Here is a 19,656-nt window from a genome sequence, read left to right as displayed (position 1 = left end):
CCACCATGATCCCCTACGGCAGACAGGATATATCCCAGGATGACATTGACGCTGTCATCTCGACACTCACGTCCGACTTTCTGACGCAAGGTCCTGCGACACCGGCGTTTGAGGCGACTATCGTCAAGCATTGCGGCGTCACGCATGCGGTCGCGGTCAACAGCGCCACCAGTGCGCTGCACATCGCCTGCATGGCTCTGGGCGTCGGGCCCGGTGATCTGGTCTGGACATCGCCCATCACTTTCGTGGCCAGCGCCAATTGCGCGCTTTACTGCGGAGCCGATGTCGATTTTGTCGATATTGATGACCGCAGCTGGAACATGTGCCCGCAAAAGCTTGCAGCCAAGCTGGAGCAGGCCAAGCAGGCCGGGCGGTTGCCGAAGGTCGTCATTCCGGTTCACCTGTGCGGCCAGTCCTGTGACATGGCGGCCATTGGCGCCTTGGCCAAAGCCTATGGCTTCAAGGTCATCGAAGACGCCTCCCACGCCATCGGCGCTGATTACGCAGGCGCTCCGGTGGGGAACTGCGCGCACAGCGACATCGCCGTGTTCAGCTTTCATCCGGTCAAGATCATCACCACTGCAGAGGGTGGTCTTTGCACGACCAATGATGCTGCGCTGGCACGCAGCATGCAGCTTTTGCGAAGCCACGGCATTACCCGTGAAAGCGAAGAGATGACACATGCGCCGGACGGGCCATGGTATTACCAGCAGGTCACGCTCGGTTACAATTACCGGATGACCGATCTGCAGGCGGCGCTTGGCTTGAGCCAGATGTCTAGGCTGCAGCAATTTGTTGCACGGCGGCGCGATATTGCTGCCCGCTACGACAAGGCACTGAGGGGCCACGGACTGCAATTGCCGGACCCGATTGAAGAATCGGCCTCGTCATGGCATCTCTATGTCATTCGAGTTCAGCCCGACATCCACCTCAAGATCTTCGAAGGTCTACGCAAAGCAGAAATAGGCGTGAACCTTCATTACATACCGGTGCCAAGCCAGCCCTATTACCGGGACCTAGGCCATGATCCGGCGCTCTACCCCAGCGCGATGAATTACTACGCCCAGGCGATTTCGATTCCGGTCTATGCCAACATGACAAATGAAGACGTGGATTATGTGGCTCGCGAACTGATACGATTGCTGGATGCGAATTGATGACAACGGCCATCATCCCAGCGCGCGGCGGAAGCAAACGCATCACGCGAAAAAACGTCCGCGAATTCGGCGGCAAGCCGATGATTGCTTGGAGCATCGAAGTGGCGGCGCGAAGCCGGCACATTACCCGGATCATCGTTTCAACCGATGACGCAGAGATTGCCGAGGTGGCGCGTGGCTTTGGCGCGGAGACGCCGTTCACGCGCCCCGCCGAACTTGCCGACGACTTCGCCACGACCGGCGATGTGATGAAACACGCAGTCAGTTGGTTGTCAGAGCATGGGGAAGCGGCAGACCCTGTTTGCTGCATCTATTCGACAGCTCCTTTCATCAAGGACGAAGACGTCGACGGGGCCTTCCAGGCTTTCCGTCAGGCAGATGCCGACTACGTCTTTTCGGCAACCAGCTTTGCTTTTCCAATCGAGAGAGCCTTTCACCTCGATGGCGAAGGCCGGGTCAAGATGTTCTATCCAGAACACCTGACGACACGATCTCAAGACCTGGAGACCGCCTACCATGATGCGGGCCAGTTCTACTGGGGTTCAACGGTTGCCTGGCAGGAGAAAAGGCCGGTATTCTCTCCGCGCTCAATCGCATTTTTGTTGCCTCGTTATCGGGTGCAAGATATGGATACACCCGAAGATTGGGAACGTGCTGAATGGATGTTCAAGCAGATGCACGGAATGAGCAGCATCTAACCCATGAGGACTATCATGAGTCAAAATCAATACGTTACAGAACAAGAAGCTTTCTGGGCAGGTGAGTTTGGAAATGACTACATCGAGCGCAACCAAGGCGACTTGCTTCTAGCATCCAATTTGCAGTTTTTCAGCAAGGCACTTGCGCAGACCGCGCGATGCGGCAGCTGCATCGAATTCGGCGCCAATATCGGGATGAATATTAAGGCTCTGAAGCTCTTGCATCCGGAGATGGATTTCAGCGCGATCGAGATCAACTCTCACGCCGCAGAAGAACTGGGCAAGGTTGTCGACTCGAAGAACATTCACTGCCAGTCGATACTTGATTTCTCCCCCGAAAGGCAGTGGGACATCGCACTCATCAAGGGCGTTCTGATTCATATCAATCCGGATATTCTGGATCAGGTCTACAGCCGCCTTGTGCAATCAACGTCGCGTTACCTTCTGGTTTGCGAATACTACAACCCTGCCCCGGTTGCAATTTCCTACCGCGGCCACACAGACCGGCTCTTCAAACGTGATTTCGCCGGTGAAATCATGGAGAAGCATCCGCAAATGAAGCTGGTCGATTATGGATTTTCCTATCGTCGCGATCCAAAATTTCCTCAGGACGACATCACCTGGTTCCTCATGGAAAAGACTGCAACGGACGGGAACAATCGCTGATGCTGAACTACTGCAAACATTGCGTCATGCCGGATACCAAGCCGGATCTGCGTCTGGACGATGAATTCGTATGTAACGCCTGCCGGAGTTACGAAAACCGCAAGACGGTGGACTGGGACCAGCGATACCAGGAGCTGATCGAAGTCCTCGGGCGTTATCGAAAGACCGACGGGTCGAACTGGGATTGCATCGTTCCGGTCAGCGGCGGCAAGGACAGCACCTATCAGGTTGTCAAAATGCTGCAGCTCGGCCTCAATCCGCTTTGCGTGACCTCGACCACCTGCGACCTCTCCGAACTGGGGCGGCAGAACATCGAGAACATCAAGAGTTTGGGCGTTGATTATGTCGAAGTTTCGCCCAATCCGCTGGTGCGCGCAAAGCTCAATCGCATCGGACTGACCCAGGTCGGCGACATTTCCTGGCCGGAGCATGTCGGAATCTTCACCATTCCGGTCCGTGCCGCAGTCCAGTTCAATATCCCGCTGATCATCTGGGGTGAAAACTCCCAAAATGAATATGGCGGCCCGGCAGCCGCGGCGGATGATAATGTGCTGAACCGGCGCTGGCTTGAAGAGTTCGGAGGTTTGCTGGGCATGCGCGTCACTGACATTATCGGTCAGTACGACATCCAAGCGAAGGACCTCATCAACTACAGCTATCCTTCCGATGACGAATTGAGCCGCGTCGGAGTCACCGGATTATTCCTCGGCCACTATTTACCTTGGGATGGCTTGAGCAATACCCTCGTGTCGGTTGCAAATGGGTTCACCAGTTTTGACAAGGCGGTTGAGGGTTCAATCGTCAACTACGAAAACCTGGATAACCACCAGACCGGCATCCACGACTACTTCAAGTACCTCAAGTTCGGATTTGGGCGGGCGACTGATCTTGCTTGCCTGCACATCCGGCGGGGACGATTGACGCGTCAGGATGCTCTGGATGTCGTCAGGGTTCACGATGGCAAGTTCCCCTGGACCTACCTCGACAAACCACTGGAAGATATCCTGGCTCCGTTGGACATGACCGTCGAAGAGTTCATCAAGGTATGTGATCGCTTCACCAACAAGAAGATCTTCAAGCGCCATCCCGATGGCAGCCTGATCAAGGACAAGCACGGTAATCTTACCAAAATAAACGACGACAACGTCTGACGCTGACATGGATATCGGGATCATCGATTATGGAGTGGGCAATATAGGCTCCATCGAGCGCGCACTCGAAGAGCTGGGCGTTACCGGTGTGTTCCTCACCGCCCCTGACCAGATCACCGGAGTGGATCGACTTATTCTCCCGGGCGTCGGCAGCTATACCGAATGCATGACCCGGCTCCATGCCCGTGGTTGGGTGGACGCCCTTCGCAAGAACGTGCTCGACGGCAAAATGCCGCTTCTCGGTGTCTGTGTGGGAATGCAACTTCTCTCGGATTCGGGGATTGAGGGGGCTGCGGATGCGGATGGTACCCCTGGACTGGGGCTTGTTCCCGGCAAAGTGCTGAAACTGCAAGTGGCCGACCACGGCCTCAGGCTCCCTCACGTGGGCTGGAACGAGGTGTTCCGACGAGATTCCGGGAATGCCTTGCTGGCGGGAATTCCCGACGGGTCCGATTTTTATTTTGTGCACAGCTACGCATTCAACGCCGACAACCCCGATCATGTGGCTGCGGTATCGATTTACGGCACCGAGTTCACTGTTGCCGTGCATAACGGCAATGTCTGGGGCACGCAGTTTCATCCGGAGAAAAGCTCCCGCGCCGGTTTTGCTGTTCTCAAAAATTTTGCGAGACTCTGACTATGCTCAAGACCCGCATCATTCCAACCCTTTTGTGGAAACAATTCGGCCTAGTCAAAGGCGTCGGCTTTGACAGCTGGCGCAGAGTCGGACCGGTGCTGCCGGCCATCAAGGTCTACAACCAGAGGGAAGTCGACGAGCTGATTCTGGTCGACATCACCGCCTATATCGACGAGAGCGATCCGGACTATGAGTCGATTGATGATTTTGGCCGCGACTGCTTTATCCCGCTGACCTTCGGCGGCGGCATCCGGCAGATCGAGCAGGTCCAGACCCTGCTGCGGGCGGGTGTTGACAAGGTAAGCCTGAACACGTCGCTCTATGATAAACCGGATCTTGTCACCCAGATCGCCAACCGGCACGGGTCTCAATGTGTTGTCGCCAGCCTCGATGTGCGCAGCGAAGGCGCCGGATGGAAGTGTTTCAGCCGGGCCGGGACCTTCGCCACCGGCAAGGATGTCGTCACCTGGGCGAAAGAGCTGGAAGACAAGGGCACAGGCGAAATCCTGCTGACCTCGATCGAACGCGACGGGACCTTCCAAGGATACGATCTCAAGCTCGTCGAAGCAGTGGCAAGTGCCGTTTCGATCCCGGTGATCGCTTCGGGAGGCGCAGGGAACTATCAGCACATGGTCGAAGTCGTTCGCGACGCCGGTGCGTCGGCCGTCGCTGCGGCCAGCATATTTCACTTCACCGAACTCACACCTGCGGGCGCTAAGCAGGCGCTGGCAGATGCCGGCATTCCGGTCAGGAAAGCCTACCGGCCCGAATAGGCGTGCCGGAGCAAAGTGCCGCGTGCAAATCCGGAAGTTCCGTCGCGCAGCAATACACAGTGGCAGAGATGCCTGCAAGGAAACCGGTAGTTAGATGACAAGAAACCCTGACGTCGCGGTAACGGTGGTCATACCGGCTTACAATGCGGCTCGTACAATTGCCTCCACGCTTGAAAGCGTCATCGCCCAGACCCATACGAACTGGGAAGCGGTGGTTGTCGATGACCACTCGAGCGATGAGACGCGGGCGATTGTTGAAGGTTTTGCCGCCCGGGACAGCCGCATACGACTTCTCGCGCTTGAGAAGAACAATGGGGCTCCTGCCGCCCCGCGCAACCGCGGCCTCGAAAGTGCCTCCAGCCCTTGGGTCGCGTTCCTTGATTCCGATGACCTCTGGCATCCACAAAAGCTCGAGTTGCAGCTCGAAGCCCTGTCGGCGACGGGCGAGACTTTCAGCTGCACGGCAATGCGAGACTTTGCCGATGGTGCTTCTGTCGTTGATACAGACGTTCTGACGCCTGTACAGACGCATCTGATTGCCTTTGCCAATCATCGCATCAAGGGCCGCATTCCAGCGTCCAGCGTGGTCGTGTCGACCGAGCTTGCCCGCCGCTTCCCGTTTGAGGAAGACCGCAGCTACAAGGCTGTCGAGGACTACCATTGCTGGCTACGAATTCTGCACAGCGGCGTGCGATGCCTCAAGCTGGACGCTCCGCTGCTGAATTACCGGCGCATCGTCGGCCAGATTTCGGGATCGAAACTCACCATGATGCGCCGCGTATTCCATGTACACCGTAATTTTGAACAGACAAGTCCCGTCTCTGCCGCTTTTTTCACGGGCACACATGTCCTGTTTTCGGTCTACCTTCGCTTCAATAAAAAGGGTTTGTAATGGCTTTAACTGCAATAGTCGCTGGTGGTGCAGGCTTTTTGGGATCGCATTTGTGTGACCGGCTGCTTTCAGAGGGGCGCAACGTCATTTGCGTTGATGACCTGTCCACCGGCTCGGAAGAAAATGTTGCACATCTGGCCTCCGAAAGCCGGTTTGAACTCCTCCGTCACGATATTCTGGTCCCACTGCGGATCAAAGCTGACGAGGTTTACAATCTTGCCTGTCCGGCATCTCCGCCAAAATACCAGCTCGATCCGATCCGCACGACCCAGGTTTGCGTCATGGGAACCAACAACCTACTGGAGTTGGCCCGCCACAACGACGCACTGTTTTTCCAGGCATCGACCAGCGAAGTCTATGGCGATCCGGACGTGCATCCTCAGCCCGAGAGCTATCGCGGCTGCGTCAATCCGATCGGCATCAGGGCCTGCTATGACGAAGGCAAACGCTGCGCCGAGACCCTGTGTTTCGACTACCATCGCTTTCACAAGCTCGACGTCCGGGTTGTGCGCATCTTCAATACCTACGGCCCGCGCATGGCTGCGGATGATGGCCGGGTTGTCACCAACTTCATCAATCAGGCCCTGAAAGGGGAAGGCATCACGATCTACGGTGACGGATCCCAGACGCGGAGCTTCTGCTATGTTGATGACTTGATCGATGCCTTTCGCCTTTTTGCGTCCGCTCGCCCAGGTTTCCACGGTCCATTGAACACGGGAAATCCAGAGGAATACACAATGATCGAGCTCGCGTCGCTGGTTATTGAACTGACCGGTTCATCTTCCAAGCTGGTGTATCGTGACCTGCCCCAGGACGACCCCCAGCAACGCTGCCCCGAAATCAATTTAGCGAAGGAGAAGTTCGGCTGGTCTCCCCGAATAGGAATGCGGGATGGGTTGCAGCGCACGATCGAGCACTTCAAGAGTCTGCCAAATCGTCCCTTGGGTTACTGAAGCGATCATCCGTGCGACGGCTGCGTTCCAATCGGATAATATCTCAGCCCCGCCTCGCGCGCGCGCTCGTGCGTAAAGACATTGCGTAGATCGACAAGAGCGTCGCCGCGCATCAAACCACGCGCCTCGATCAGATCAAGGGCGTTAAATTCCCCCCATTCGGTCAGCACAGCGACGCAGTCTGCATCATTGAAAACATCCTGCGGCCCTGACATCCAGTTCACGCGAGGCAGCATGTGGCGGGCATTGCGCATTCCGATTGGATCGTAGGCCATGACTTTAGCGCCCTTTTCAATCAGCGACGGCAGAATCGTGAGGCTTGCCGCATCGCGCATGTCATCTGTGTTGGGTTTGAACGTCACACCCAATATCCCAATGGTCTTGCCCTCGAGCTCACCCCCAACTGCATCGACAATGCGGGCCACCATGGCCAGCTTACGTGCTATATTGATCTTCTGGACCTGTTCAACCAACGTCACCGGTGAATTGAATTCTCGGGCCTGAAAAATCAGTGCTGACACATCCTTTGGAAAACAGGAGCCGCCATAGCCTGGCCCCGGATGAAGGAATTTTTCGCCGATGCGGTGATCCTTTCCAATCGCCATTGCGACCTCTGATACGTTCGCCCCGGCTTTTTCGCTCAGGTCGGATATCTCGTTGATGAAGCTGATCTTCATGGCGAGAAATGTATTTGCCGCATACTTTGCTAACTCTGCAGATATGCGCGAAACCGTCATGATCGGGACGTCTCGCATCTCTAGGGGCCGATATAACTGACGCAGCATCTCGGTCGCCCTTTGGGAATTCGATCCAATGAGGATACGGTCAGGCTGCATGAAATCTTGAACTGCGCTACCTTCGCGCAGGAATTCAGGATTTGAACAGACATCAAAATCTGCGTCTGGCCTCAAAGAACGGATCATAGCCTCAACTTTGTCATTGGTGCCGATTGGTACCGTCGATTTTAGAACGATGACTGTATAGCCAGAAAGATGTGGAACTATTTGCGTGATGGCGTCAATTACCTGAAAGAGATCGGCCTTTCCATCGTCTGACATTGGCGTGCCGACAGCTATGAATATTAGGTCCGCGGACGCAAGAGCGGCATCGGCACCGCACTGGAAGCTCAAATGTCCCGAGGCCCCATGCCGGGCCAACAAATCGTCTAGGCCGGGCTCAAAAATTGGCGATACTCCCTGGCGCATTTGATCAATCCGCGTTTCATCATTGTCGAAGCATGTGACTTTCCATCCCAGTTCGGCAAAACATGCTCCAGAGACGAGCCCCACATAACCTGCTCCGATGATCGATATTTTCATGTCTTCTCCGAAGTTTGCTGCTTAAAGCCAACTGGAACGAGTGACCGGTCCGACGGCACTCGACCTTCCAGCGAGAGCCTAGTAATTCGTAATTATTTAGACACTATCTTTGCGATCTGCAATCGATCGCGCTGAACTTGAATTGCACGTCAGGATAAGGGAAACAGAACAATATTACACGCATCCCTGCGCCAAGCATGACCTGAGACCCGAGTTCCCTACAGTTTTCGGAAGCGTCTTGGGCTTTTAATGAGACGCTCCTGGACCTGTCACGTTTTCGTGCCGCGATCGTGCCCCAGATCGTGGTGTAGCTGGGTTTCATAGCCACCGGTGTTTTCCGGTAGGGTCGGGTTGTTTAGGACCAACCTGAAGGACACCACCGATGACTGAACCGCCCCGGGTTTGCCGGAGGCCATTTCGTTTAAGCTATGCGGCCATAGCTGCTTCGTCCAGCATGGCGTAATATCGTTCTTCAGCTTCGGCTGGCGGTATATTCCCGTTGGGCTGCAGAAGTCGTCGGTGGTTGAACCAGTCGACCCATTCCAGGGTGGCCAATTCCACCGTCTCGAAGCTCCTCCATGGTCCACGTCGATGGATGACCTCGGCCTTGTAGAGACCGTTGATCGTTTCGGCGAGGGTATTGTCGTAACTGTCGCCGACACTTCCGACAGAAGGTTCGATACCAGCTTCCGCCAACCGCTCGGAATACCGAATGGACACGTATTGGACACCTCGATCCGAGTGATGCACGAGGCCGCCACCATGAGCGGGACGCAGATCATGAAGCGCCTGCTCCAGAGCGTCGAGGACAAAGCCTGCATGTGCCGTCCTGCTCGCCCGCCAGCCAACTATGCGGCGAGCGAAGACGTCGATGACAAACGCCACGTAGACGAAACCCTGCCAGGTCGCGACATAGGTGAAGTCCGAAACCCACAGTCTGTTTGGTGCGGGGGCTTTGAACTGGCGGTTAACCCGGTCAAGCGGGCTCGGAGCAGTCTTGTCCGAGAACGTCGTGCGGATCGGCTTTCCTCGAATGATACCCTGCAGGTTCATAGCCCTCATAAGCCTGGCGACACTGCAGCGGGCCACGTCAAAGCCCTCACGCTTCAATTGCCGCCAGACTTTGCGAACACCATAGACGCGGAAGTTCTGTTCGAAGACGCGACGTATCTCGATCTTCAGGCTGATATCGCTGCGGGCGCGGATCGACAGGCGATCCACATCCAGGCGTTTGGCTACATTCTCGTAGTAGGTTGAAGGGGCAATCGGCAGCAGCCTGCAGATCGGCCAAATACGAAGCATCTGGCCCGAACACACCTCGGTGTTCGTCGATAAACGAGATCATCGCTTGAAGGGGCGGTCGAGCTCCGCCATCGCGAAATATGCAGAGGCTTTGCGCAAAATCTCGTTGGCTTGGCGAAGCTCGCGGTTCTCCCGCTCAAGAGCCTTCATCTTCTCGGCCACATCGCTCGGCACGCCTGCTCGTTTGCCGCTGTCGACCTCGGTCTTCTTGACCCAGTCGTGCAGCGTCGCTGGTGAGCAGCCGATCTTGGCAGCGATAGATGAAACGGCAGCCCAGCGTGATGGATGCTCGGCTTCATGGTCCAGCACCATGCGAATGGCACGGTTGCGGACCTCAGGTGAAAACTTGTTCGTTGTCTTGCTCATAATCGCTCCACTCTCTCAGAAGTTGGAGCCTCCGGCAAACCCGGGTCGGTTCAGATGGAACGGATGCTGGGTGCCGAGTTGACGGCACATCTGGGCTATGAGGAGGGCAAGGATGCGCCATCTGGCCAGTCTAACAGGCGGAACGGCACAGCCGGCAAACGTTTGAAGGGCCAGGATGGCGAGATGCCGATTTCAGTGCCCCGAGACCGGGACGGCAGTTTCGAGCCGGAGTTAGTCAAGAAAGGTCAGACCCGGATTGATGGCATGGATGACAAGATCATCGGCCTCTATGCCGCAGGTTTAACCGTTCGCGACATCCGCGCCCATCTGGAGGAAGTCTACGGCCTCAAGGTATCGCCCGACTTAATCAGCCGGGTCACCGACGCCGTTCTGGACGAGGTTCGGGAATGGCAATCCCGAGCGCTGGAGTTGATGTATCCCATTGTCATTTTCGACGCCCTGCGTGTGAAGATCAGGGATGCCGACAGCCGCATGGTGAAGAACAAGGCCGTCTACGTGGCGCTGGGCATCTCACGGGACGGGGTGCGCGAGGTTCTAGGCCTTTGGGTTGCGGATAACGAAGGGGCAAAGTTCTGGCTGTCCGTCATGAATGAGCTGAAGAACCGCGGCGTCCAGGACATCCTGATTGCCGTTGTAGACGGGCTCAAGGGTTTTCCCGAGGCGATCACCGCTGCTTTTCCGCAAGCCACGGTGCAAACCTGCATCGTGCATCTGGTGCGCCATTCCCTGAACTTCTGCAGCTGGAAGGATCGCAAGATCGTGGCTGTCGATCTGCGCCGGATTTACGGTGCCGCCACCGCTGATCAGGCCGCCGGTGAGCTTGATGCGTTCGAGGAAAAATGGGCCGGAAAATACGCCTCCATCGCCCCGGCCTGGCGGCGGGCATGGCAGGAGGTGATCCCGTTCTTTGCCTTCGATCCGGCAATCCGCAAAATCATATACACAACGAACGCGATCGAGAGCCTGAACCGGGTCATCCGTAAATCAATCAAGACGCGTGGCTCGTTCCCGACCGAGGAGGCAGCGACCAAGCTGATCTATCTCGCCATCCGGAACTTCGAGAAAGGCGGCAGGAATGTCCGGGAATGGTTTGCAGCCAGAAACCAGTTCGCTATTATGTTCGAGGAGCGCTTCAACGCGTGACCGTGAGAGTGTCCGGTCTTCTGTGTAACTGCGCTTTGGTCCATGCTTCCTGAGAGGAGCAAGGACGATGACGATTTCCAAGGAACTGCTTGACGAACTTCTGAAGGGCTGCGAGCGGCCTGAAGATTTGCTTGGCGATGCCGGGCTGATGAAAGAGCTCAGGATCAAGCTCATGGAGCGGATGCTGGGTGCCGAGCTGACGGCGCATCTGGGCTATGAAGAGGGCAAGGACGCGCCGCGCGACCAATCCAACCGGCGCAACGGCACATCCAGCAAGCGCCTGAAGAGCCAAGACGGCGAAGTGCCGATTGCCGTGCCGCGGGACCGGGATGGCAGTTTCGAGCCGGAGTTGGTGAGGAAGGGCCAGACCCGGATCGACGGGATGGATGACAAGATCATCGGTCTCTACGCGGCGGGGCTGACGGTGCGAGACATCCGCGCCCATCTCGAAGATGTCTATGGCCTGCAGGTCTCGCCCGACCTGATTAGCCGCGTGACGGACGCCGTGCTGAACGAGGTTCGGGAATGGCAATTACGGGCGCTGGAGCGGATGTATCCCATCGTCATCTTCGACGCACTGCGGGTCAAAATCCGTGACGCTGATAGCCGTATGGTCAAGAACAAAGCCGTCTACATAGCCCTGGGCGTCTCACGCGACGGTGTGCGTGAGGTGTTGGGCCTGTGGATCGCTGACAATGAAGGGGCCAAGTTTTGGCTGTCGGTGATGACCGAACTGAAAACCGGGGTGTGCAGGACATTCTGATCGCTGTTGTGGACGGGCTCAAGGGCTTTCCTGAGGCTATTACCGCAGCCTTTCCGGAAGCTACGGTGCAGACCTGCATCGTGCATTTGGTGCGCCATTCCCTGAACTTTTGCAGTTGGAAGGACCGCAAGATCGTGGCCGTTGATCTGCGCCGGATTTACAGCACTGCGACCGCCGACCAAGCGGCGGCCGAGTTGGACGCGTTCGAGGGGAAATGGGCCGGAAAATACGCTTCCATAGGCCCGGCCTGGCGGAGGGCCTGGGCCGAAGTGATCCCGTTCTTCGCCTTCGATCCGGCGATCCGCAAGATCATTTATACAACGAATGCCATCGAAAGCCTGAACCGCGTGATCCGCAAATCAATCAAGACGCGCGGATCATTCCCGACCGAAGAAGCCGCCACAAAACTGATCTATCTGGCCATCCGCAACTTTGAGAAAGGCGGCAGAAATGTCCGCGAATGGTTTGCTGCCCGCAATCAATTCGCTATCATGTTCGACGAGCGCTTCAATGCGTGACCATATCTGACCCCCCCATGGGCCGGGCCAGATACACAGAGTTCATGACACTCCCCCCGGCAGGCAAGCGACGCGCCGCCGAGAGGGGGGCTTCCCGGGCGCGATGTAGTGCCATTCGACCTTTGCCCGATCGGCCCAGCCCAGGATGGCATTGCTGGTGAACTCAGTGCCGTTATCGCTGACTATCATCCGAGGCTTGCCACGGTCCATCATCAGCCGGTTCAGTTCCCGCGCGACACGCTGACCCGACAGGGAGGTATCCGCGACAAGCGCCAGGTTCTCACGCGTGCAGTCATCGACGATGGTCAGAATCCGGAAGCGACGGCCATCCGTGAATTGGTCGGAGACAAAGTCCAGTGACCAGCGCTCGTTCGGCCGCAGCGGGATCAGCATGGGTGCCCGTGTTCCAATCGCCCGCCGCGACGGCGAACAGCGAGCTTCTCCTCCCGGTAGAGCCGAAACAGCTTCTTGTGATTGACCGCATGCCCCTCACGCTTGAGCATGACATGCAGTCGTCGGTAGCCGAAGCGCCGGCGTTCACGAGCAAGTTCGACCATCCGTTCCCGAAGGCTGACATCATCGCCTCGTCTGGTGCTGTATCTGACAGTCATGCGGTAACAGCCGATAGTTTTACACGCCCGCCGTTCGCTCATCCCATGGCGCTCCATGAGATGGGCGACAGCTTTCCGCTCGGCAGCGGGCGTCACCACTTCATTCCCAACAAGTCCTTCAGCGCCACATTGTCGAGCATCGCATCGGCGAGCATCCGGTTGAGCTTCCCATTCTCCTCCTCAAGAGCCCGGAGCCGTTTGGCTTCGGATACTTCCATTCCGCCGAACTTCGCTTTCCATCTGTAAATGCTGGCATCACTGACACCATGTTTCCGGCAGAGCTCAGCAACCGGAATCCCGGCCTCGTGCTCCTTCGATATCCCAATGATCTGCTCTTCTGAAAAACGGCTGCGTTTCATGTTCTGGTCCTCTGGTTAGGCCAGAACGAACTTCAAACCGGATTAAGTCGCGGGGGCAAGGTCAGAAACACTACAACACCAAACGCCCCCAAAGTGTTCTGTGCTACCGCCCTCCTGCACCAGAATCTATCACTCCGATGGACCCAAAGTCGGTCATTACACTAACTATCAAATTGAACACCTCAGGTGAAACTGTTCCGCTCCGCAACAACAAGAGCGGATATTGCCATCATCAAAAAGACAAATATCTGTCGATTGGCATTCAGCATGAAATTATGATCTGACAACCCAAATATAAGAGAAGCTGTTATTGTTATTAGGCCTGCTTGGCCAAGTGTTTGTTGAACTCGATTGTCTCGCAAGTATGCGCGCCCAAACACGAAAATGGATGCGCCAAACATCAATGCCCAGCTAAAAAAACCAATTAGGCCTTGTTCAGCCAGCAACTGAATGGCTTCATTGTGCAGGCCACTAAGGTTTTCAATTCCCGGGTTAATCTCATTTTGTGCAATTTTTTCTTGTATTCTCTGAACTACACCCTCTCGACTGTGGCCTAACCAAGGTTTCTCGGGCCATATCGTCAGACCGAACTTCCAAAGCTCCAGTCGTGGCGCCGCAGAGCCTTCCACAAATGCTCCTGTCTGGAACCAAGTCACAGTGCCGATCGCAGCGCTATTTATTCGAGACAATGCCGTACTAATCGGCATAAAAGGTAGGAGACAAAAAGATGTACACACTGCAATAATAATTGACAACCTCCCTTGTCGCGACGCACGCCAGAAATCCTCTACGAGAACCCAAATTAGGACGATCGGGATAAGTGGCCACCCCCCTTTTGATTGGGTAATTACACTCGCAGTAACTCCGGAGAAAAACCCCATATATGCCATTGCGAGCCAAATAGGTTTGCGCAAATTGAATGGTGGGTCATTTCGGCCGGCAACGGCTACAGAGCCCAGCAGAAGCGCATTGTTGCCAAATGTTACTGGGCTGCCGAGAAAACCGAATGGCCTAGGAACGCCAAGGTAGGTCGATTGAAACAAGGCGAGGATGCAAGCAAAAACAGCACCTAACATACAGCCGAGCCATATAGGCCGCCTGTCGATACGCCCGTCGATTACAGCCAATACGATCAATGGCGCCCATAAGAATGGTATATACATTTCATAGTGGCTGAGCGGAGCGCGATGCCAGTATTGAATGGAAGCGCAAATTAACGCGTAAGCCATGAAAATTAAACATAATTTTCCAGAAAGATGCGATTCAAATAATGGCGCACGCGTAAGCAAACGCTTCGAGAGATAATATATTCCGATGACGGCAGTTATAGCCGCTATAATTGTGTATGCGTTTGGTATGGATAGAATCGCAGCTAGTGAAATCATCAAAAGGATGTTTAACGAATTTACCCCTAATTGCTTTTTAGTATTCATTTTATGCGCTCTACCCTAACGTGCCTCAAAAGCAACACCACATGGCTTTATTCGTATTCACTTAGAAAACAAAAATTAAAAAATTAGGCGTTTTATTTTATATGGCATTCCATTATTCAATACTTTCGGTTAATTTTTCTAGGGATGCTATTTCGGTGTCGTATACAATATTGTTCCGAACAACATTTTTGTGCGTCGGTATATGTAGTGCATTGCTAATTTAATCGGCATCCGCAGGGGTACCCAACGAAGGCCAAGCCGCGCCCTACCTACATAGGAGCGGAGCTATGCGATTTATTACGCTAAATCCCGATTAGAGCAAATACGCTCATATCCGTCGTGACGTTATTCCATCGGCGAAACTGTTTCCGTTCATGTCTGGTTGACTGAGCAGCGCCACTTGAGTGATCCGATTTGAAAGTTAGCGCATGACCGGCCTTTGGTCCATCGGGGCAATATATTCTGGCGCAGGTGGGCGGTAGCCATGACCTTCTCCCTATGGAGTCCGCATCTATAGGCTAGGGGCTGTTGACGTTTACCGTGTGTGAATGAGCGTTGCGGCAATTGAGATGAAGGCTTTGAAACTCTGGTCGGTTTTGCAAGAGCGCATTGCTATCCCTCTGTTTTCCTTCAGTTTGCCAAAGTAGTTTTCGATCAAATGCCGCCATTTGTAGGTTTCCTTGTCGAACTCTGCCGGGAACCTCCGGTTGGATTTTGGCGGTATGACCGGGGTTATGCCGCGATCCAGCAGGCCATTGCGCAGCCAATCCGCGTCAAAGGCCCTGTCCGCCAGCAAATATCCGGCGGACAAGCCGCTGATCAACGCATCGGTCTCGCGCAGATCATGAGCTTGCCCTGGCATCAGACAGAAATCGACGAGATTACCGAGCGCATCCGTCAGAGCCAGTATCTTTGTCGTTATGCCGCCGCGTGAGCGTCCAATGGCCTGGCAGAGAGTCCCCCTTTTGCGCCCTGACCCGAGCGATGAACCTTGACGATAGTACCGTCGATCATTGCGTATTCCAGATCGGCGTCTGAGGCTAATGCTTTGAACATACAATAGAAAGCATCCGCTTTGACCCATCTGCGGAACCGCTTGAATACAGAATTCCATTTGCCAAACTCACCCGGCAATTCGCGCCATTGCGCGCCCGTGCGGACGATCCAGAGGACTGCCTCCATGAAAAGTCGTGGGTCACGTCCGGTTTGTCCGGGATCGGTGGTTTTACCCAGGCAGTATGGTTCGATGATCGCCCATTGCGAATTGGATAGGACTCTTCGGGTCAAGGTTGCTCTCCTCCGTTTGCAACCTTGAATCAGAAGTCAGGTGATTTGGGAATCCCGAACGTCAACAGCCCCTAGCTCTGTTCAGGTTTTAGTCCTTCTTTGACCGATTAGCATATTCCCGTGGCGACAGACTCAGAGTCTGACTCAAAATGTTTTCGTTTAATATCATTGGGTTGCGATTCGCCTGGCAAGTTGCTCGACGGAAGCCATGAAGAGCCAAGCGGTGGCGCTGGCGATTGTTCGCTCAAAATCCTTGGCGAGGCGGCGGTTTCGATTGAGCCAAGCAAAGGTACGTTCGACGACCCAACGCCGGGGTACGACTTCGAAGCCTTTTGCCGTGTCTGAGCGCTTGACGATTTCGAAGGTCCACTTTCCGATTTTCGTCAATGCGGCTTCGAGTTTCGGCCCGGCATAACCGCCGTCCCTTGCCCGGCAGGCAAGCGAAGCGCCGCCGAGAGGGGGCGAATACATGACGCAGCCAAGGGAAGGCATGGCGGATTGCCTTGAGGACGGACGGAGCGCCATCACGATCGTGGATGTCTGCCGCATGCACGATGGCACCGACGAGGAAGCCGCTGGTGTCGGTGAGGATGGAGAGTGTCCGGTCTTCTGTGTAACTGCGCTTTGGTCCATGCTTCCTTAGAGTCGGTCCGGAAAGTTGTTCATTTTGAACAGAGCCTTCGCAGCATGAGGCGGATAGACGCGAGTTTGAGAAAGGCGAGCGCGTTGCGCGAAAGGTTCTCGAAGTCCTTTGCCAGCCTGCGGCATCGCCCAAGCCACGCGAAAGTCCGTTCGACCACCCAGCGTCTCGGCAGAACCTCAAAACCCTTGACGATGTCGGATCGCTTGATGATCTTGATCGCCAGCCCGGGCATGGCCTTCTTCTGACCCTTGGCGAAGACAGGTCCCTGATAGCCACCGTCCGCAAAGAGTTTCTTCAAAAACGGATAGCGCCCGAACAACGTCTTGATGACCAGCAGGCCGCCGTCGCGGTCCTGGATGTCGGCTGGATGAACCAGCGCATGCAGCAGCAGACCTACCGTGTCGACAAGGATATGCCGCTTCTTACCCTTGACCTTCTTCCCCGCATCATACCCGCTCGGGTCGATACAAGCCCCCCTTTTTCCGCGCCTTTGACGCTCTGGCTGTCGATGACCGCCGCTGTCGGGCTAGCCTCGCGTCCCATCGCCTCGCGGCATTTCACATAAAGCTCCTGATGAATACTGCCGAGTGTGCCGTCCCAGTTCCAAAGGTCGAAATAGCTGAACAGGGTGCTCTTCGGCGGCAAGTCCTTCGGAACAGCCCGCCATTGGCAGCCGGTGCTGAGAACATAAAGCAGGCCGTTAAGAACCTCGCGCACATTGACCTCACGCCTGCGGCCACCCCGCTTGGCAGGAGGTATCAAAGGCTCGACCAGCGCCCATTCCGCATCCGTCAGATCGCTGGGATAGCGCAGACCATCCCGATTGTATTTCCCACGGTTTGCTTTCGTCCACATAGCCTCCATCCCATCGTCGAATCAAATCAACGGCATGGAATCACAAACGATTCATATCATTCAACTTCTTTCCGGACCGACACTGAGAGGAGCAAGGACGATGACTATTTCCAAGGAACTGCTGGACGAACTTTTGAAGGGCTGCGAGCGGCCTGAAGATTTGCTTGGCGATGCCGGGCTGATGAAAGAGCTCAGGATCAAGCTTATGGAGCGGATGCTGGGTGCCGAGCTGACGGCGCATCTGGGCTATGAAGAGGGCAAGGACGCGCCGCGCGACCAATCCAACCGGCGCAACGGCACATCCAGCAAGCGCCTGAAGAGCCAAGACGGCGAAGTGCCGATTGCCGTGCCGCGGGACCGGGATGGCAGTTTCGAGCCGGAGTTGGTGAAGAAGGGCCAGACCCGGATCGACGGGATGGATGACAAGATCATCGGTCTCTACGCGGCGGGGCTGACGGTGCGAGACATCCGCGCCCATCTCGAAGATGTCTATGGCCTGCAGGTCTCGCCCGACCTGATTAGCCGCGTGACCGACGCCGTGTTGAACGAGGTTCGGGAATGGCAATCACGGGCGCTGGAGCGGATGTATCCCATCGTCATCTTCGACGCATTGCGGGTCAAAATCCGTGACGCTGATAGCCGTATGGTCAAGAACAAAGCCGTCTACATAGCCCTGGGCGTCTCACGCGACGGTGTGCGTGAGGTGTTGTGGAGTTGCCCCCTGAAAGTGGTCCACCAACTGGGATAGATTATCCCTCAAATTGGAGGATCAGCGATGGCTGGAAAACGAGAGAAACCGGAAGAGATTGTATCGAAGCTTCGGCAGGTTGAAGTTCTGCAAGGGCAAGGTGCGACGATTGCTGACGCGGTGCGCCAGATCGGCGTGACACAGCAGACGTTTTATCGATGGCGGAAGCTCTATGGCGGGATGCAGCGATCTCAACTCACTCGGCTGAAAGAGCTGGAGAAGGAGAACCAGCGGCTTCGGCGGGCGGTGTCTGACCTGACACTGGACAAACTCATCCTGACCGAGGCGGCAAAGGGAAACTTCTAAGCCCTTCGCGTCGTCGCAAGTGCATCGACCATGTGCGGCGGGAGCTCGGCGTATCGGAACGCCGCGCCTGCCGCACGCTCGGACAACACCGATCCACACAGCGCAAGGTGCCACAGGGCCGGGCAGATGAAGAACGGCTGACCGATGATATCATCGAACTGGCCGACAAGTACGGGCGCTATGGGTATCGCATGGTCACCGGTCTGCTGAACAACGCGGGCTGGCAGGTAAACCATAAGCGGGTTGAGCGCATCTGGCGGCGTGAAGGGCTGAAAGTGCCACAAAAGCAGAAGAAAAAGGGGCGGCTTAGGCTGAACGACGGATCATGTGTGCGTCTCAGACCGGAACGGCCAAACCACGTCTGGTCCTACGACTTCGTCCAGGATCGAACCGCTGACGGCCGCGTCTATCGGACGCTGAATATCATCGACCACTGCCCGGCAGGCGTTTGCTTGCAAACGGCGAGAGGGAATACACCAGGGAGGCACTCATGATCCGCGTGGACCGCAAGCTCAACTCAACGGACGTGCTGGATGCTCTGACAGACCTATTCATCCTGCGCGGCCCGCCGGAATACATTCGGTCGGACAATGGGCCGGAATTTATCGCCCAGAAAGTACGGGATTGGATTGCAGCTGTTGGAGCCAAGACGGCCTACATAGAGCCAGGCTCACCATGGGAGAACGGATACTGCGAAAGCTTCAACGCCCGGTTCCGCGACGAGCTGCTGAACGGCGAAATTTTCTACAGCCTAAGGGAGGCGCAAATCCTGATCGAGCAATGGCGTATCCACTACAACACCGTCAGGCCGCATAGCGCTCTGGGCTACCGCCCGCCCGCGCCGGAAAGCATTGTCCCGATGGACCAGACGCCCATGATGCACTAACAATCAAACCGGACCACCTGATGGGGGCACGCCAAAAGGCGGCAGAAATGTCCGCGAATGGTTTGCTGCCCGCAATCAATTCGCTATCATGTTCGACGAGCGCTTCAATGCGTGACCATATCTGAAACCCGCATGGGCCGGGCCAGATACACAGACTTCATGACACTCC

At 55.8% G+C, this 19,656-nt stretch carries 13 protein-coding genes, 6 pseudogenes and 1 other annotated feature; of the genes and pseudogenes, 12 read left to right on the top strand and 7 right to left on the bottom strand.

The genetic code is table 11. The annotated features are described in order from the left end of the window. Positions 1-5: 5 nt before the first annotated feature. From pseC to ACK6D9_RS08230, 8 genes are all read left to right on the top strand, one after another. Positions 6-1,157: a UDP-4-amino-4,6-dideoxy-N-acetyl-beta-L-altrosamine transaminase gene (gene pseC / locus ACK6D9_RS08265; RefSeq protein ID WP_412051293.1), complete on the top strand. Its 1,152-nt coding sequence runs from the start codon at positions 6-8 to the stop codon at positions 1,155-1,157. After that, positions 1,157-1,855, top strand: a complete 699-nt coding sequence (gene pseF / locus ACK6D9_RS08260) for a pseudaminic acid cytidylyltransferase (protein ID WP_412051292.1) — start codon at positions 1,157-1,159, stop codon at positions 1,853-1,855. The genes pseC and pseF overlap by 1 nt, the downstream gene beginning before the upstream one ends. A gap of 15 nt (positions 1,856-1,870) precedes the next feature. Then, the gene (locus tag ACK6D9_RS08255) at positions 1,871-2,521 is read left to right on the top strand and encodes a pseudaminic acid biosynthesis-associated methylase (protein ID WP_412051291.1); all 651 of its coding nucleotides are present in this window, start codon (positions 1,871-1,873) and stop codon (positions 2,519-2,521) included. Then, a complete protein-coding gene (locus tag ACK6D9_RS08250; RefSeq protein WP_412051290.1) occupies positions 2,521-3,672 on the top strand; it encodes an N-acetyl sugar amidotransferase in 1,152 nt (383 codons plus the stop codon). Before ACK6D9_RS08255 ends, ACK6D9_RS08250 begins: the two co-directional genes overlap by 1 nt. A 7-nt stretch (positions 3,673-3,679) precedes the next feature. Further along, a complete protein-coding gene (gene hisH, locus ACK6D9_RS08245; RefSeq protein WP_412051289.1) occupies positions 3,680-4,309 on the top strand; it encodes an imidazole glycerol phosphate synthase subunit HisH in 630 nt (209 codons plus the stop codon). Positions 4,310-4,311: 2 nt separating this feature from the next. Then, entirely contained in the window at positions 4,312-5,082 is a 771-nt protein-coding gene (gene hisF, locus ACK6D9_RS08240) for an imidazole glycerol phosphate synthase subunit HisF (RefSeq protein ID WP_412051288.1), read from the top strand. Between the two features lie 94 nt (positions 5,083-5,176). Then, on the top strand, positions 5,177-5,974 hold the full coding sequence (locus ACK6D9_RS08235) for a glycosyltransferase family 2 protein (protein ID WP_412051287.1): 798 nt from the start codon (positions 5,177-5,179) through the stop codon (positions 5,972-5,974). Continuing rightward, positions 5,974-6,927, top strand: a complete 954-nt coding sequence (locus tag ACK6D9_RS08230; protein WP_412051286.1) for a UDP-glucuronic acid decarboxylase family protein — start codon at positions 5,974-5,976, stop codon at positions 6,925-6,927. Before ACK6D9_RS08235 ends, ACK6D9_RS08230 begins: the two co-directional genes overlap by 1 nt. Positions 6,928-6,932: 5 nt before the next feature. On the opposite strand, the gene ACK6D9_RS08225 is transcribed toward ACK6D9_RS08230, so the two are convergent. Both ACK6D9_RS08225 and ACK6D9_RS08220 read right to left on the bottom strand, forming a co-directional pair. Further along, positions 6,933-8,246: a UDP-glucose dehydrogenase family protein gene (locus ACK6D9_RS08225; RefSeq protein WP_412051285.1), complete on the bottom strand. Its 1,314-nt coding sequence runs from the start codon at positions 8,244-8,246 to the stop codon at positions 6,933-6,935. A 426-nt stretch (positions 8,247-8,672) separates the two neighbouring features. Then, positions 8,673-9,914: pseudogene (locus ACK6D9_RS08220) on the bottom strand (IS3 family transposase). Next, positions 9,504-9,633, bottom strand: a sequence feature (AL1L pseudoknot). Its footprint overlaps the pseudogene before it by 130 nt. Before the next feature lie 57 nt (positions 9,915-9,971). On the opposite strand from ACK6D9_RS08220, the pseudogene ACK6D9_RS08215 reads away from it, so the two are divergent. After that, positions 9,972-11,078: pseudogene (locus ACK6D9_RS08215) on the top strand (IS256 family transposase); the annotation flags it as partial. 67 nt (positions 11,079-11,145) lie between these two features. Next, positions 11,146-12,359, top strand: a pseudogene (locus ACK6D9_RS08210) (IS256 family transposase). An 87-nt stretch (positions 12,360-12,446) separates the two neighbouring features. Here the strand turns inward: ACK6D9_RS08210 and ACK6D9_RS08205 are convergent. From ACK6D9_RS08205 to ACK6D9_RS08185, 5 genes and pseudogenes are all read right to left on the bottom strand, one after another. Next, positions 12,447-13,329: pseudogene (locus ACK6D9_RS08205) on the bottom strand (IS3 family transposase); the annotation flags it as partial. A 182-nt stretch (positions 13,330-13,511) separates the two neighbouring features. Continuing rightward, entirely contained in the window at positions 13,512-14,762 is a 1,251-nt protein-coding gene (locus ACK6D9_RS08200; protein WP_412051284.1) for an O-antigen ligase family protein, read from the bottom strand. Between the two features lie 535 nt (positions 14,763-15,297). Continuing rightward, positions 15,298-16,049, bottom strand: a protein-coding gene (locus tag ACK6D9_RS08195) for an IS5 family transposase (RefSeq protein WP_412049012.1) whose coding sequence is annotated in 2 segments (ribosomal slippage) — positions 15,298-15,716 and positions 15,716-16,049 — 753 coding nt in all. Because the reading frame shifts where the segments join, the coding sequence is not laid out codon by codon here. A 165-nt stretch (positions 16,050-16,214) separates the two neighbouring features. Continuing rightward, a pseudogene (locus ACK6D9_RS08190) lies at positions 16,215-16,653 on the bottom strand (transposase); the annotation flags it as partial. Positions 16,654-16,711: 58 nt separating this feature from the next. After that, positions 16,712-17,547, bottom strand: a protein-coding gene (locus ACK6D9_RS08185; protein WP_412050606.1) for an IS5 family transposase whose coding sequence is annotated in 2 segments (ribosomal slippage) — positions 16,712-17,163 and positions 17,163-17,547 — 837 coding nt in all. Because the reading frame shifts where the segments join, the coding sequence is not laid out codon by codon here. Positions 17,548-17,647: 100 nt separating this feature from the next. Here ACK6D9_RS08185 and ACK6D9_RS08180 point away from each other — a divergent pair. Beyond that, complete coding sequence (locus tag ACK6D9_RS08180) at positions 17,648-18,295, top strand: transposase (RefSeq protein ID WP_412051283.1); 648 nt, start codon at positions 17,648-17,650, stop codon at positions 18,293-18,295. A gap of 27 nt (positions 18,296-18,322) precedes the next feature. Further along, a pseudogene (locus tag ACK6D9_RS08175) lies at positions 18,323-19,487 on the top strand (IS3 family transposase). The last annotated feature ends 169 nt before the right edge of the window (positions 19,488-19,656 follow it).

The sequence above is a fragment of the Hoeflea sp. Naph1 genome, assembly GCF_046837775.1.
Taxonomy (GTDB): Bacteria; Pseudomonadota; Alphaproteobacteria; order Rhizobiales; family Rhizobiaceae; genus Hoeflea.
The sequence above is the reverse complement of the archived record's forward strand: the minus strand, read 5'-3'. Positions and strand labels throughout refer to the sequence as shown.

What these genes read in the sequence shown, in the direction of transcription:
- pseC (WP_412051293.1), top strand. Translation starts at nt 6, where the DNA reads ATGATCCCCTACGGCAGACAGGATATATCCCAGGATGACATTGACGCT.
- ACK6D9_RS08235 (WP_412051287.1), top strand. Translation starts at nt 5,177, where the DNA reads ATGACAAGAAACCCTGACGTCGCGGTAACGGTGGTCATACCGGCTTAC.
- ACK6D9_RS08225 (WP_412051285.1), bottom strand. Translation starts at nt 8,246, where the DNA reads ATGAAAATATCGATCATCGGAGCAGGTTATGTGGGGCTCGTCTCTGGA.
- hisH (WP_412051289.1), top strand. Translation starts at nt 3,680, where the DNA reads ATGGATATCGGGATCATCGATTATGGAGTGGGCAATATAGGCTCCATC.
- hisF (WP_412051288.1), top strand. Translation starts at nt 4,312, where the DNA reads ATGCTCAAGACCCGCATCATTCCAACCCTTTTGTGGAAACAATTCGGC.
- pseF (WP_412051292.1), top strand. Translation starts at nt 1,157, where the DNA reads ATGACAACGGCCATCATCCCAGCGCGCGGCGGAAGCAAACGCATCACG.
- ACK6D9_RS08255 (WP_412051291.1), top strand. Translation starts at nt 1,871, where the DNA reads ATGAGTCAAAATCAATACGTTACAGAACAAGAAGCTTTCTGGGCAGGT.
- ACK6D9_RS08200 (WP_412051284.1), bottom strand. Translation starts at nt 14,762, where the DNA reads ATGAATACTAAAAAGCAATTAGGGGTAAATTCGTTAAACATCCTTTTG.
- ACK6D9_RS08230 (WP_412051286.1), top strand. Translation starts at nt 5,974, where the DNA reads ATGGCTTTAACTGCAATAGTCGCTGGTGGTGCAGGCTTTTTGGGATCG.
- ACK6D9_RS08180 (WP_412051283.1), top strand. Translation starts at nt 17,648, where the DNA reads ATGACTATTTCCAAGGAACTGCTGGACGAACTTTTGAAGGGCTGCGAG.
- ACK6D9_RS08250 (WP_412051290.1), top strand. Translation starts at nt 2,521, where the DNA reads ATGCTGAACTACTGCAAACATTGCGTCATGCCGGATACCAAGCCGGAT.